This is a genomic window from Streptomyces sp. NPDC054863, assembly GCF_053610825.1.
Genome location: NZ_JBSGZD010000220.1, coordinates 1 through 13480, shown reverse-complemented (window position 1 = coordinate 13480; position 13480 = coordinate 1). Strand labels below are relative to the sequence as shown.

Here is a 13480-nt window from a genome sequence, read left to right as displayed (position 1 = left end):
GGCCGGGCCACCGGCCGTGCGTCGGCACCGCTCGTCAGCGCACCGTGGACTCGTCAGCGCACCGTGAAGCGGACCGCCGACTCCAGGAACGGGATCGTCAGCCACGGGCGCGGCTGCGTCATCAGCGCCAACAGCGTGATGGTCAGACCGAGGGCGCCGTACGTCACGATGTCGGTGAAGCGGGAGCGGACCGCGAGCATCCCGACCGAAGGCAGCACCCAGCGCAGCGCAGCGCCGGTGAGCAGCGCGAGCCCGATCAGGACCGTGCCGAGCCGGAACCCGATGTCGAACGCGTCGACCGCGACCAGCAGCAGCCCGATCCCGGTCGCGCCCAGGACGGTGAGCAGCGGCCACTGCCTGGCGGGCGCCGGAGCGTCTCCTGCGGCTGCCCGGCCGCCGCCCTCGGGGCGGGCGGTGTCCCGGGTGAAGAGGGGGAAGCGACGGGTGGTGCGCACGGGGCCGTCCGGACCGGGCGCGCTGACGACGCCCTTGGCCCGGGGCTCCGTGTCCTCGACGGTGCCCACAGCTGTGCCCGAACCGGTGCCTGCACCGGTGTCCGAACCGCTGTCCGCACCGCTGTCCGCGACCGCACCTGCACCGGACGTCACGACCGCCTCGGTCGCACCACCCGCCCCGCCTGCCTCGCCCTCCTTGCCTGCCTCCGTCGCCCCCACTGCGTCATCAGCCTCACCGGCCTCGCCCACGCCGGTGCCGTCCGCTTCCTCGCGGTCGTCCGCTGCCTTGCCGCCCATGGGGTCGCTCCCTCTTCTTCCCGTACGGTTCCCGGTCAGCCCGCGTCGATGCCGGCTGCGCGCTCGGCGGCCTCAACGACGTTGACCAGGAGCTGGGCACGGGTCATCGGGCCGACGCCGCCCGGGTTGGGGGCGACCCAGCCCGCGATCTCGGCGACACCGGGGTGCACGTCGCCGACGATCTTGCCGTTCTCGTCGCGGCTGACGCCGACGTCCAGGACGGCCGCGCCCGGCTTGACGTCCTCGGGCTTGATCAGGTGCGGAACACCGGCGGCGGCCACGATGATGTCGGCCTGGCGCAGGTGCGAGGAGAGGTCACGGGTGCCGGTGTGGCACTGCGTCACCGTGGCGTTCTCGGACTTCCGGGTGAGGACCAGCGGCATCGGGCGGCCGATGGTGATGCCGCGGCCGACGACGACCACATGGGCGCCGGCGATCTCGACACCGTGGTGACGGAGCAGCTGGACGATGCCGTACGGGGTGCAGGGCAGCGGTCCCGGCTCGCCGATGACGAGACGGCCCAGGCTCATCGGGTGCAGGCCGTCGGCGTCCTTGGCCGGGTCCATCAGCTCCAGGACGCGGTTGGTGTCGATGCCCTTGGGGAGCGGGAGTTGGACGATGTAGCCGGTGCAGGCGGGGTCCTCGTTGAGTTCCCGTACCACTGCCTCGATCTCCTCCTGGGAGGCGGTGTCGGGCAGTTCGCGCTGCAGGGAGGCGATGCCCACCTGGGCGCAGTCGCGGTGCTTGCCCGCGACGTACCACTTGCTGCCCGGGTCGTCGCCGACCAGCAGGGTGCCGAGCCCGGGAGTGATTCCCCGGCTCTTCAGGGCCGCCACGCGGCCGGTGAGTTCGGACTTGATCGCGGCTGCGGTGGCCTTGCCGTCGAGAATCTGGGCGGTCATGCACCCATCCTCGCGGATGACGGGGGTGAGGTTCCAATTAGGGCCGACCCCGGGGTCGGCCGGTTTGTCACCGGCTCGAATCAAACGTTGCACCTTGACAACACCTTGTGCTTCCGGCTGGACAAAAAGCGGACGGTAATACGACGATGTGGCGCGCAGTTCCGCGGCGGCACAGGGGGGCACACCGCTCGTTCCACGTAACTTCCTCCGCTCGGACCGCATCGTCCCCAGCACCACCAACGGAGGAATCGCTCGTGAGCTTCGGCGACCCCAACAACCCGTACGGTCAGCCCCAGGGCCAGCCGCAGCAGCCCCCGCAGGGGCAGCCCGGCTACGGCTACCCCCAGCAGCCGCCGCAGGGGCAGCCCGGTTACGGCTACCCGCAGCAGGCCCCGCAGGGTGTCCCGCCGCAGCAGGGCTACGGCTACCCCCAGCAGCAGCCCGGCCAGATGCCTCCGGGCCAGGGCACCCTCCAGGCCAACAACGGCTACATCAACGTCCCGGCCCTGGGCAACGTCGAACTCGCCACGATGGGCCGCCGCCTGGGCGCCCGCGCACTCGACGCCGTGGCGTACGGCATCCTGTACGCGATCTTCACGGCGGTCGGCCTCGCGGGTCTGGTCGGCGCCTCGAAGAGCATCGACGACTGCAGCGGCAAGCAGTACGGCAGCGAGGCCTACACCCAGTGCGTGAACGACGCGGCCAATGCCAGCGTCGGCATCCTCGCGGGCTTCTTCGCCGCCCTCGCCCTCTTCGCCCTCATCGCCCTGCTCTACGAATGGCTGATGGTCTCCATCTGGGGCGCCACGCTCGGCAAGATGGTCCTCGGCGTCAAGGTCATCAAGGAGAACACCGGTCAGGCCCCCGGCCTGGGTGCGGGCTTCATCCGCTACATCATCCCGATGGTCGGCTCGCTGTTCTGCGGCCTCGGCACGCTCCTGGTCTACCTCTCCCCGTTCTTCGACAACTCGGGCAAGCTCCAGGGCTGGCACGACCGCGCGGGCGGCACGATCGTCATCAAGAAGTAGGCACGCGGCAGGTGCAGCCACCTGCGGTGCCCGGCGAAGGCCGCCGATTCCCCACTCGTTCCGGGGAATTGGCGGCCTTCCGTCTTTCTCGGGACCCGTCCTCTCCCTAACCTGGCGGGGGTTCGCCGGGGAAGGGTGTGCAGCATGTACAGCATCGTCGTGGTTCCCGCGCAATGTGCGGGTCCCGAGGAGCAATTCCGGCTCGCGCCGGGCGAGAGCCTGCGCTTCGGCCGTACACCGCCACCGGACACGGAACCGGGCGCGCACCCGCCCCACCTCACTCTCACCCACGACGGAATCTCCCGTACCGCCGGGGAGATCCGGGCCAGCGGTGCGTTCTGGACACTCAGCAACCTCAGCTCCCGGCAGACGTACGTCGTCGAGAACCCGGAGGGTGCGGGCGAGCACGTCAAGATCGCGCCCGGCCGGCTGGACGCTCCCGTTCCGTTCGAGTTCTCCCGGGTGGTGCTGCCCGCCGCGGGGGAGCTGCTCGCCTTCGAGGTGTGGGCGCCGCGGCACGACTACGTGGCGGCGGACCCGTCCGTCGAAGGCGCACTCACCGCGCCCGCCTTCGCCCTCGACCGTACGAAGCGGTACTTCGCCGTACTGGCCGCGCTGTGCGAACCGCGGCTGCGCGGCGAGCCGCACGCACCGCTGCCGACCGTCGACCAGGTCGCGGAGCGGCTGCGCCCCGGCTGGCCCGCCGCTTCGCGCACCGCCGTGCAGTGGAACATCGACTACCTCGCGGTGAAGCTGCGCCTCAAGCAGCCCCCGGAGTCGGCGGACTGCGGGCCCCGGCTGAACGGCAAGAAGGAGTCCCTGGTCTCGCTCGCCCTCCGCTTCGATCTCGTACGGGAATCCGAACTGGCGCTACTGGAAAGGGAGTTGAACACGCGATGACCGCCCCCTTCGCCGTGTCCGTCCCGGCCGGGTACCGCGTCGGGTCCTGGCAGGTGCGCGAGCCGCTGGCCGCGGGGGCGTTCGGCAGCGTGTACGCGGCGGTCAAATCGTCCGGAGCGCCCGCCGCCCTCCCCTCCGAAGCCGCACTCAAATTCCTCCCCACCGGCACCCGCACCCCGCGCCAGTTGAACCACCTGCGCGAGCTCTCGCAGCGCGAGCTCGCGATGCACCGCAAGCTGTCCCGGCCGCGCCTGATCCGGATGTACGAGGCGCTGACCGTGGACGATCCGGAGCTGCCCGAGCTGGACGGCGCGACCGTCCTCGTACTGGAACGGGCCGAGGGTTCGCTGGACGCGCTGCTCGCGCGAGAGCCCGTGCCCGCCCCGGGGCCGACGCTCCTCGCCCAGGTCTGCGAGGGGATGCACCAGCTGCACCACGCGGGCTGGGTGCACGGCGATCTCAAACCGGGCAACGTGCTGCTGATGGCGGACGGCACGGTCCGGCTCGGCGACTTCAACCTGGCCGCCGAGATGGACGGCACGCATGCGTACGCACCGGCCTTCGCCACGCCCGACTACACGCCGCCGGAGCTTCTGTGGTCGGAGATCAGCGACAACGGGCGGCAGGTCAGACCGACCACGGACGTGTGGGCGTTCGGCGTGCTCGCCCACCTCGTACTGACGGGAAAGCCTCCGCTGCCCGGCGGGGGCGGCAGCGGGGGCGGGCCCGCCGCCCGCTCGGAAGCCCTGCTGAGCTATGCGCGCGGGCAGGCGGAACTGCACCTCGACCCCGGGCTGCCGGACGCCTGGCGCCCGATCGTCACCGACTGCCTGGCCCGTACCCACGAGGAGCGTTCGGCGCACACCGCCGCCGCGCTGCTGCGCCGCATCGAGGCGGTGACCGGCTCCGCGCCTTCGCCCCGGCTCCCCCGGCTGCGCCCCCGCTCGCGGCGCGCCGTGCGGACGGCGTGGGCGGCCGGACTCGTGACGGTGCTGGCAGCGGCCTCGCTGGGGTTCCTGGCGCTGCGGGACGACGGGACGGTACCAGCGGCCGAGTACGGGGCGGCCGAACTGGCCACCGACAAGGGCATCCCGGTGGCGTACCGGAAGCTGATCGTCGACTCGGCGCACCAGTGCGCGGAGAAGGACGTCACGCCGGCGCAGATCGCGGCGATCCTGAAGGTGGAGAGCAACTTCGACCCGGATCTCTCCGACCCGCCCCACGACGAGTACGGGATGGCCCGTTGGAGCCCGCGGGTGGTCCGCTACTGGCTGCCCAGCGACCAGCGCCCGGCGACGGGGAACCCCGAGCCGCCGTTCCCGCCCGAGCAGTCGATCCCCGCCCTCGGCCGCTACCTGTGCGCGATGGCCCCGGCCCTGTGGCCGAACCTCAACGTCTCGCCGCAGGTCGCGGGGGCCCTCGCGCATCGCTCCTCCGCCGCCAAGGTCAACGAGTGGGGCGGAGCGCCGGCGAAGCTCCGCCCCCATGCGGACAAGGTCGCGCACTACCTCAAGGAGTACGCGGTGGCGGGCGGCAAGGCACCCTGAGACATCTGAGGTACCGGGGCGGGACGCAGCGGGGGATGGTTCTGGTGTGCCGCCGAAACGGCGGCACGACGCACCAACCGCCAGTTCCACAGGGGGACTTCATGCGCAGGACTCGTACGATCATCGCCGCTGTCGGTGCCACGGTCGCGGGGGCCGCGGTACTGGTGACGCCGGGCGTCGCCCAGGCCGACAGTGCGGCTGCTCCGGCAGCCTCGCAGGTCAAGATCCAGGGGAAGCACTACTACCACACGTGGCGCAGCGCCTACAGCTACGCGTCCCCGACCACCACCTCCGCCAAGAAGGGCGTCCTCTACGCGGGCCGCAACTACTTCTACTGCCAGGTGAAGAACCAGCCCCACCACGACGAGCACGGCAACAAGAACGACTGGTGGGCGAAGACCGACGACGACAAGGGCAACAAGAACGTGTGGGTGAGCGCCACCGCGTTCAGCAAGGGCGGGGACTGGGAGCCGATCCCGGGCCTGCCGCGCTGCTGACACCCACTGCCCGTACGTGACGGAAGCCGTGCTCCCTCGGGGGAGGGCACGGCTTCCGTCATTCCCGTACGTACTAGATTCCCGTACGTACTAGTGGAAGAAGTGCCGCGTGCCGGTGAAGTACATCGTCACGCCCGCCTTCTTCGCCGCCTCGACGACAGACTCGTCGCGTACCGAACCGCCGGGCTGGACCACGGCCTTGATGCCCGCGGCCAGCAGGATCTCCAGGCCGTCGGGGAACGGGAAGAAGGCGTCGGAAGCGGCGTACGCACCGCGCGCCCGCTCCTCGCCCGCCCGCTCGACGGCGAGCTTCGCGGAGTCGACCCGGTTGACCTGGCCCATGCCGACGCCGACGGACGCGCCGCCCTTGGCGAGCAGGATCGCGTTGGACTTGACGGCGCGGGAGGCCTTCCAGGCGAAGGAGAGCTCGTTGAGATCGGCCCCGGTGAGCGCCTCGCCGGTCGCGAGCGTCCAGTTGGCCGGGTCGTCGCCGTCCGCCTGGAGGCGGTCGGTGACCTGGAGGAGGGCGCCGCCGTCGATCGGCTTGACCTCGACCTCGTCGGAGGGGGCGCCGTCGCAGCGCAGCACGCGGATGTTCTTCTTGCGGGCCAGGACCTCGACGGCCCCCTCTTCGTACGCCGGGGCGACGATGACCTCGGTGAAGATCTCCGCGACCTGCTCGGCCATGGCGACGCTGACCGGGCGGTTGACGGCGATGACGCCGCCGAACGCGGACAGCGGGTCACAGGCGTGCGCCTTGCGGTGGGCGTCGGCGACGTCGTCACCGATGGCGATGCCGCACGGGTTGGCGTGCTTGATGATCGCGACGCAGGGCTCGGCGTGGTCGTACGCGGCGCGGCGGGCGGCGTCGGTGTCGGTGAAGTTGTTGTAACTCATCTCCTTGCCGTGCAACTGCTCGGCTTCCGCCAGACCCCCCTTGCCGTTGACGTACAGCGCGGCGCCCTGGTGCGGGTTCTCGCCGTACCGCAGGACGTTCTTACGGGCGTAGGTCTGCCCGATGAAGTCCGGGAAGCCGGAGTCGTCGGCAGCCGCGTAGTCATCGGCGAACCAGCCCGCCACCGCCACGTCGTACGCGGCGGTGTGCTGGAAGGCCTCGCCCGCGAGACGCTTGCGGGCGGTCAGGTCGAAGCCGCCGTCCTGCACGGCCGCGAGGACGTCCGCGTACCGCACCGGGCTGGTGACGACGGCCACGGACGGGTGGTTCTTGGCGGCGGCGCGGACCATCGACGGGCCGCCGATGTCGATCTGCTCCACGCACTCGTCGGGCGTCGCACCGGACGCGACGGTCTGCGTGAAGGGGTAGAGGTTGACGACCACGAGGTCGAAGGGCTCGATGCCGAGCTCCGCGAGCTGGCTGCGGTGGTCCTCCAGGCGCAGGTCGGCGAGGATGCCGGCGTGCACGCGGGGGTGCAGGGTCTTGACCCGGCCGTCCAGGCACTCGGGGAACCCGGTGAGCTCCTCCACCTTGGTGACCGGCACACCGGCGGCCGCGATCTTCGCCGCGGTGGAGCCGGTCGAGACCAGCTCGACGCCGGCCGCGTGCAGCCCCTGGGCGAGCTCCTCAAGACCGGTCTTGTCGTAGACGCTGACCAGCGCGCGGCGGATGGGCTTCTTCACCGAGTTGTCCGGGTTAACGGAGTTCACCGACATGAACCTTTCGTCCCTCTATGCGGTAGCCGTTGCGGGCGAGACGCCCCACGACCTCGACGAGCAGCGTGCGCTCGACTTCCTTGATTCGCTCATGGAGAGCGGATTCGTCGTCCTCGTCCCGGACCTCGACCACGCCCTGGGCGATGATCGGGCCGGTGTCGACGCCGTCGTCGACGAAGTGGACCGTGCACCCGGTGACCTTGGCGCCGTACGCGAGGGCGTCACGGACGCCGTGCGCACCGGGAAAACTCGGCAGCAGGGCGGGGTGCGTATTGATGAGACGCCCGCCGAACCGTGCGAGGAATTCCTTCCCCACGATCTTCATGAACCCTGCGGAGACCACGAGATCGGGCGAGTGGGCGGCGGTGGCCTCCGCCAGCGCCGCGTCCCACTCCTCCCGGGTCCCGTGGTCCTTCACCCGGCGGACGAAGGTGGGGATCTGGGCCGCCTCGGCCCGTTCGAGCCCGGCGATGCCGGTGCGGTCGGCGCCGACGGCGACGATCTCCGCGCCGTACTCGCGGTCCGCCGCGATGGCGTCGAGCAGGGCTTGGAGGTTCGTACCAGAACCGGAGACCAGGACCACCAGCCGGGCAGGGCGTCCGGCGGCAGGCGGGAGAAGGGAAGCGGGGGATGCGGAGGGGGGCGGGGAGGCCACGGCGGGTCTCTTTCTCGCGGGTCGTGCGGTTTGTGTGGTCGTACGAACGAATCGCACCCCGGCATACGGGGAACCCTACGAAAGCGTCGACCGCTCGCAACGATACCGGCACACCGGGCCGCCCCCACGGGACGGGTGCACGGGCGGGAGGTAGCGTCAGGGCAGGACTCCGCCCCGACTCCGTACGGGGGCCGACAACAGGTCGGCCACAGGCGCGGAATTCCAGACGACATACGACCTTCCGCCGGAGGGTCCGAGGGGAAGACGTTCACCAGATGACGGACCGACGCCGCCGCGCGGCTCTCCGCCGCCGCCCACTCCCACTGCTGCTGCCGCTTCCGGCCGACGGGGGGCCGGCGCTGCTGCTGCGGGAACGCACGGGTGGCGGCGACACGGAAGCATCGGGGACGGGCCCGGCCCCGGGAACAGACCCTTCGAGCACGGGTCCGTCGGGCACGGGTCCGTCGAACACGGGCCCCTCAAGCACGGGCCCCTCAAGCACGGGCCCCTCAAGCACGGGCCCGTCGAACACCGACCCGTCGAGCACCAGCCCCTCGCACTCAAGTCCTTCGGGCTCCGGTGACGACAACCCGTTCGCACCCCCGCCCGAAGGCCGCCCGGACCAGCCCTGGCAACCGCGCAGGCCGGCCGGCGACACGGCACCCGGCCCGGGCGACTCCGGTGACGACAACTCCACGTCCAGCGGCTCCGGTTGGGGCAGCCGGTGGAGCAGCCGCCAGCCGCCGAGCCGGAGCAGTGGCGGCTTCGGCGGCCCCGGCGGCACGGACGCGCCGGGCGGAACCGGCCGCGGCCGGGACGGAACCGGACCGGACGGCACCGAGGGCGGCCCGGGAGCCAACCTGCGCTGGGACCCGACGGACCCGGCACAGCGCCGCGCACGGTACGCGCTGCTGGCAGGCATGTGGGCGTTCTTCTTCGCCCTGTTCACGCAGCGGGAGATCTCACTGCTGCTGGGCGCGCTGGCCCTCTACTGGGGCATCAGCGCCCTGCGCAACAAGACGCCGAAGCCGGACGCCACCGCTGCCCTGACGGGTTCGCCCGCCACGCCCGCCGCTCCGCCGGTGAGCACCAGGCCGCAGACGACGGCGGCGGTGAGCGGTCTGGTGACGGCGGCGCTGGCACTGGCGATCGTGGCGACGACGTTCACCGTGCAGCTCGTCTACCGGGACTACTACACCTGTGTCGCGGACTCCCTGACGAAGTCCGCACAGGTGGCGTGCAACGAGGAACTCCCGAAGTCCCTGATCCCGGTCTTCGGAGTGAAGGAGTAGCGGGGGACGCGGGCTGACCTGCGGTACGGGGCGCCACTCCCGCACCACGTCTGCCCGCACGGGCATCCCCAGCCCACCCGAAATCCGAGGCCCCCCTTCGGTGCGTCCGAGATCCGAGAATCCCTTTCAGCCCGTCCGGCGTTTGAGGACGCGCGGACACCTTCGGCCCGTCCGAAATCCGAGAATCCCTTTCAGCCCGTCCGGCGTTTGAGGACGCGCGGGCACCTTCGGCCCGTCCGGGATCCGAGAATCCCTTTCAGCCCGTCCGGCGTTTGAGGACGCGCGGACGAAGTCCGGGCACGGGGCGCAGCCCCGAACCCCAGCCCCCACCGGCGCCGACCGTGAACTGCTGTGCCCACGACGCCGAGCCGTGAACCCACCCGCCCCACGGTGCGAACCGTGCCCCCCTCCAGCCCCGCGGCCAGCGGTTTAGGGAAGGGGCGGGGAGGGGCATGGCCCGCCGCAGGCGCAAACACCCCCGCACCTTCACCCCACACCACCCCCACCCACCCCCTGCTCGGACTCGGTCTCACGCTCGGGATCGGACCCGGACCCGGACCCGGACCCGGACTCCGGCTCGGCCCCGGACCCCGACTCCGGGCTCACCCCCACCACCGGCAGCACCACCGGCACAGGCGGAGCCGAAGCCGGAAGCCCCGGCAACGGCAGCGACACCGACCCCTGCCCCGGCCCCGGCCCCGACACCCCCAAGCCCGAAGCACCCGACACAGCACCCGTCGGAGCCACAGAAGGCACCGGAGGCAACTCCGCCATCAACCCCCCGGACGCCTCCCTCAACCCCGCCCACCTCACTTCCCGCACCCCACTGTCGTGCCAGCTGTCCCCCGCAACCTCTCCACCCCCACCGCCAACTCCCTGCTCACCAACACCCTGCTCTCCCCCAGCCGAACCCCCCACCCCCACACCCTCACGCCGCCCCCCGCCAAACGGCCACAACGACCCGATCGACCCCAACAATCCCGTCGGCCCCAGCCATCCCATCGACCCCAACGACCACACCGACCCCCAAGACCACTCCCGCAATCTCCACCCCCTCAGTGCCAAAGCCCCCAGCACCCCCACCCCCGCCACCCACACCAGCGCCCCCAGCCCCACCTTCCACCACACCGGCCCGAACTCCGCCAGCCGTTCCGTCCCGAGCGGGCCGCCCGAGACCGCCGCCAGTACGGCCATCACGGCCCCGCAGCCCACCGCCGCCAGGGCCGCCGTAGCCGCCGTTCTGCGCCGCCCCCATGCTTCTTCCCGTACCGCATACGCAGGCGCAGCCGCCCGTACCGTGAACCATGCGACCGTCAGCCCGGCCGCCAACGGCACGCCCGACACGGCCCAGTTGAGCGCCGTGCCCCGCCCCTGCCCCGGCAGCGCGGCCAGCAGCGGGAAGTGCGGCAGCGCCGCCGCTCCCGCGCCCCCGAGCGGAGTCACCACCGCCCCCGTACCCAGCCCGAACCCCACGCCCATCCCGTACGAGGCAGCCCAGACGGCCGCGTTGGGCACCAGCGCCAACGCCAGCAGCAGCACCGCGAACCGACCCGACCACTCCACCGCGAGCCGCAGGAACGACTCCTGCGCCAGGTCCGCGTGCCAGGTCAGCGAGGCTCCGACGACCAGCGCACCACCCCCCACCAGCACGGTCGCTCCAGCAGCCGTCGCACGCGCGGCCGTCGCCAGGCGGGGGCGTACGAACTCGCGCCGCACGCCCTCCGGAACCCACCCGGGCAGCGGCCCGTGCGGCCGTCCGTACGCGGTCCACACCCCGGCAGCGGCGGCGACGGCCACGACGAGCGGCAGCCACACCGCGACGGTGCCGGGTGCGGCGGGCAGCGGACCGCCGGCCGCGTACAACGTCACGGCGCATCCCACCGCCAGGTACCCGATCGTCACCCCGCCGAAGGCCGCCCACCCGGAGGGAACGTTCCGCGGCGCCGCACCGTCCTCGCCGCCGTCGTCCTCCAGCGCGTCACGCGCCGCCCGGTGTGCGAGCCAGACGGGCAGCACGGCACACAGCATCGGGGTCAGCCCGACGGGCGCGGCCACACCGCTCAGGGTGTCGTGCCGTACGAGATCCGCGCCGTGGGCGAGCAGCCACAGCCCGGCGGCGACGTGCAGCGCCGCGCCGGCCCCCGCGTCCGGATAGGGCGAGCTGATCCACAGCACCATCACCAGCACGGCGAACGCCCCGAGGCCCAGCCCGGCGGCCAGCACCCCGCGCACCAGACAGATGCCCCAGGCGGCCGACGCGATCGGCAGCCCCCCGCCGTATTGGTGACTCCCGCGCTCGCCCTCGTGCTCATGATCGCGCTCGCGCTCAGGCTCGTGCTCGTGCTCGTGCTCGTGCTCGGTCACTGGATTCGGGTTCACGCGGCCATGCTGCCCACGACACGCGCCATCTTCGCGTAACGAGCGAACAGCCGACGTGTCGCCCAATATACGTTTATGTACTTTTTCGCCCGGTGCAGTACGACGGGGACCGCGGGGATCACAGGAGTCACGGGAGTCGCGGGAATCACGGAGGTGCTCCCATGACCCGCAGCACGCCCACCACACCCACCACATCCCCTCCCCCCTCGGCCGCCTCCGTCACCGTCGCCGCCCTGCCGTCCCCGAAGGAACGCCGCAGACTGCGCGAGGCGAAGGCGCTGTCGCAGCTCCAGGTTGCCGCGATCGTCGGCGTGACCCGCGAGACGGTCCGCTCCTGGGAGTCGGGCCGCACCAGCCCGCGGGGCCGCAAACGCGAGGTGTACGCACGCCTGCTCACCGGCATCGACGAAGAGCTGACCGCCAAGGGCACGGCCGACCCGGTCCGCACGGCGGCACCCACCAAGCTCGCGCCGTCCACATCACCGGGGCCAGCAGCCCCGGCAGTGCCGACGGACCCGACTGCTGCGACGCCCCCGCCGACCACTCGGCCGAGCCCGGCACCCGAAGCCCGGGGATCCGGGGCCCGGGGATCCGAAGTTCGGGGGCCCGAGGCCCGGGGATCCGAAGCCCGGGGATCCGGGGACGCGGCCCCTTCGCGCCCCTCGCGCCCCTCGCGCTCCCGCTCCCGCATCCGCGCCCGCGCCTCCGCCCTCTCTTCCGCGCCTGCCACCCCTGCCGTCCCCACCGCCACTGTCGTCGTCCCCGCTGCCCCTGAAGCCCCGGCCAACCCGGAAGCGGTCACCACCCCGGAAGCGGTCTCCCCGAAAGCCCCCACCTCCGGCCCAACTCCAACTCCAACCCCAACAGCCGTAGACGCAGACGCAGACGCAACCCTCCCCACACCCTCCCAAGCCTTCGACCGCCTCTACGCCCACACCGCGCCCTCCCTCCTCCGCCAGGCCTACCTCCTCACCGGACGGCACCGCCTCTCGCACGAGTCGGTCGAGCGGGCCTTCCACCTCGCCTGGCAGCGCTGGCCCGAGGTCGCGACCGACCGCGACCCCGCGGGCTGGGTGCGTGCTGCGGCCTACGAGTACGCGATGTCCCCCTGGCACCGCCTGCGCCGCAGCCACCGGCACATCGACCCTCCGACCGGCGGACCGGCCAGCGCCCCGGGCACCGACGGCAAACCCACCGCCACCCCGGACACCAACTCCACCCCCGACCCCACTCCCGGCCCCGGCCCCGGCCCCGGCCCCGGCCCCGGCCAGCAAGCCCTCCTCGATGCCCTCCTCCGGCTCCCGCCCCCGTACCGCCGCACCCTCCTCCTCTACGACGGCCTCGGACTGGACCTCCCCGAGACCGCCGCCGAAACCGAGGCCAGCACCCCGGCCGCCGCGAACCGTCTGGAGCACGCCCGTACCGTCGTCGCCCAGAAGCTCCCGGAACTGGCCGAGGCCACCACCCCCGCCGACCGGTCCGCCCTTCTGCAGGAACGTCTCAGCAGCCTCGCCCTGACGCAGTCGGCCGAGGGCCTGCCGCCGGGCGAAGCGGTACGCAGGAGAAGTGAGCGCAAGGCCCGGTTCTGGACGCGGGCGGCCATCGCGTTCACCACGCTGATCGTCGGTGCGACGGCGTTCACGCTGTCGACCGCACCGACGCAGTACGAAGCGCCGCGCCCGCCGGGCGAACCGGTCGGCGGCGTTCCGGCGCACAGCGGTCCACAGCGCCTGAACACGTACGACATGCAGCTGCGCGCCAAGCTCCGCGCCGAGCCTGTGAACGGCCCGGAGCGCCTGGTTCCACAGTTCCGCTAGCGGTCACGCACACGCGGAAGGCCCGCACCCCGAGAAGGGG

The 13480-nt window shown here is 72.2% G+C and carries 11 protein-coding genes; 6 read left to right on the top strand and 5 right to left on the bottom strand.

All coding sequences use genetic code 11. The features are described from left to right. Positions 1-53: 53 nt before the first annotated feature. Both ACWGIG_RS28855 and ACWGIG_RS28850 read right to left on the bottom strand, forming a co-directional pair. Positions 54-752 (bottom strand): DUF3017 domain-containing protein, encoded by a 699-nt coding sequence (locus ACWGIG_RS28855; RefSeq protein ID WP_453324620.1) that lies wholly within the window; start codon positions 750-752, stop codon positions 54-56. Between the two features lie 35 nt (positions 753-787). Next, positions 788-1654 carry a bifunctional methylenetetrahydrofolate dehydrogenase/methenyltetrahydrofolate cyclohydrolase gene (locus tag ACWGIG_RS28850; protein ID WP_453324619.1) on the bottom strand — a complete coding sequence of 289 codons (867 nt, stop codon included), beginning with the start codon at positions 1652-1654 and terminating at the stop codon, positions 788-790. 254 nt (positions 1655-1908) lie between these two features. On the opposite strand from ACWGIG_RS28850, the gene ACWGIG_RS28845 reads away from it, so the two are divergent. The 4 genes from ACWGIG_RS28845 to ACWGIG_RS28830 all read left to right on the top strand — a co-directional run bounded on the left by ACWGIG_RS28845 (position 1909) and on the right by ACWGIG_RS28830 (position 5626). Next, positions 1909-2682, top strand: a complete 774-nt coding sequence (locus ACWGIG_RS28845; protein ID WP_453324618.1) for an RDD family protein — start codon at positions 1909-1911, stop codon at positions 2680-2682. Between the two features lie 144 nt (positions 2683-2826). Next, a complete protein-coding gene (locus ACWGIG_RS28840; protein ID WP_453324617.1) occupies positions 2827-3582 on the top strand; it encodes an FHA domain-containing protein in 756 nt (251 codons plus the stop codon). Beyond that, the gene (locus ACWGIG_RS28835; RefSeq protein WP_453324616.1) at positions 3579-5129 is read left to right on the top strand and encodes a serine/threonine protein kinase; all 1551 of its coding nucleotides are present in this window, start codon (positions 3579-3581) and stop codon (positions 5127-5129) included. The genes ACWGIG_RS28840 and ACWGIG_RS28835 overlap by 4 nt, the downstream gene beginning before the upstream one ends. Positions 5130-5230: 101 nt before the next feature. Next, positions 5231-5626: a hypothetical protein gene (locus tag ACWGIG_RS28830; RefSeq protein WP_453324615.1), complete on the top strand. Its 396-nt coding sequence runs from the start codon at positions 5231-5233 to the stop codon at positions 5624-5626. 90 nt (positions 5627-5716) lie between these two features. On the opposite strand, the gene purH is transcribed toward ACWGIG_RS28830, so the two are convergent. Both purH and purN read right to left on the bottom strand, forming a co-directional pair. Then, the gene (purH, locus tag ACWGIG_RS28825) at positions 5717-7297 is read right to left on the bottom strand and encodes a bifunctional phosphoribosylaminoimidazolecarboxamide formyltransferase/IMP cyclohydrolase (RefSeq protein WP_453324614.1); all 1581 of its coding nucleotides are present in this window, start codon (positions 7295-7297) and stop codon (positions 5717-5719) included. Beyond that, positions 7278-7952, bottom strand: a complete 675-nt coding sequence (gene purN / locus ACWGIG_RS28820; RefSeq protein WP_453324613.1) for a phosphoribosylglycinamide formyltransferase — start codon at positions 7950-7952, stop codon at positions 7278-7280. The genes purH and purN overlap by 20 nt, the downstream gene beginning before the upstream one ends. 275 nt (positions 7953-8227) lie before the next feature. Here purN and ACWGIG_RS28815 point away from each other — a divergent pair, with 275 nt between their 5' ends. Further along, the gene (locus tag ACWGIG_RS28815) at positions 8228-9244 is read left to right on the top strand and encodes a hypothetical protein (protein WP_453324612.1); all 1017 of its coding nucleotides are present in this window, start codon (positions 8228-8230) and stop codon (positions 9242-9244) included. 486 nt (positions 9245-9730) lie between these two features. Here ACWGIG_RS28815 and ACWGIG_RS28810 read toward each other — a convergent pair whose 3' ends face one another. Continuing rightward, a complete protein-coding gene (locus tag ACWGIG_RS28810; protein ID WP_453324611.1) occupies positions 9731-11623 on the bottom strand; it encodes a cell division protein PerM in 1893 nt (630 codons plus the stop codon). A gap of 161 nt (positions 11624-11784) precedes the next feature. On the opposite strand from ACWGIG_RS28810, the gene ACWGIG_RS28805 reads away from it, so the two are divergent. Continuing rightward, complete coding sequence (locus ACWGIG_RS28805) at positions 11785-13440, top strand: sigma factor-like helix-turn-helix DNA-binding protein (RefSeq protein ID WP_453324610.1); 1656 nt, start codon at positions 11785-11787, stop codon at positions 13438-13440. Positions 13441-13480: the final 40 nt, after the last annotated feature.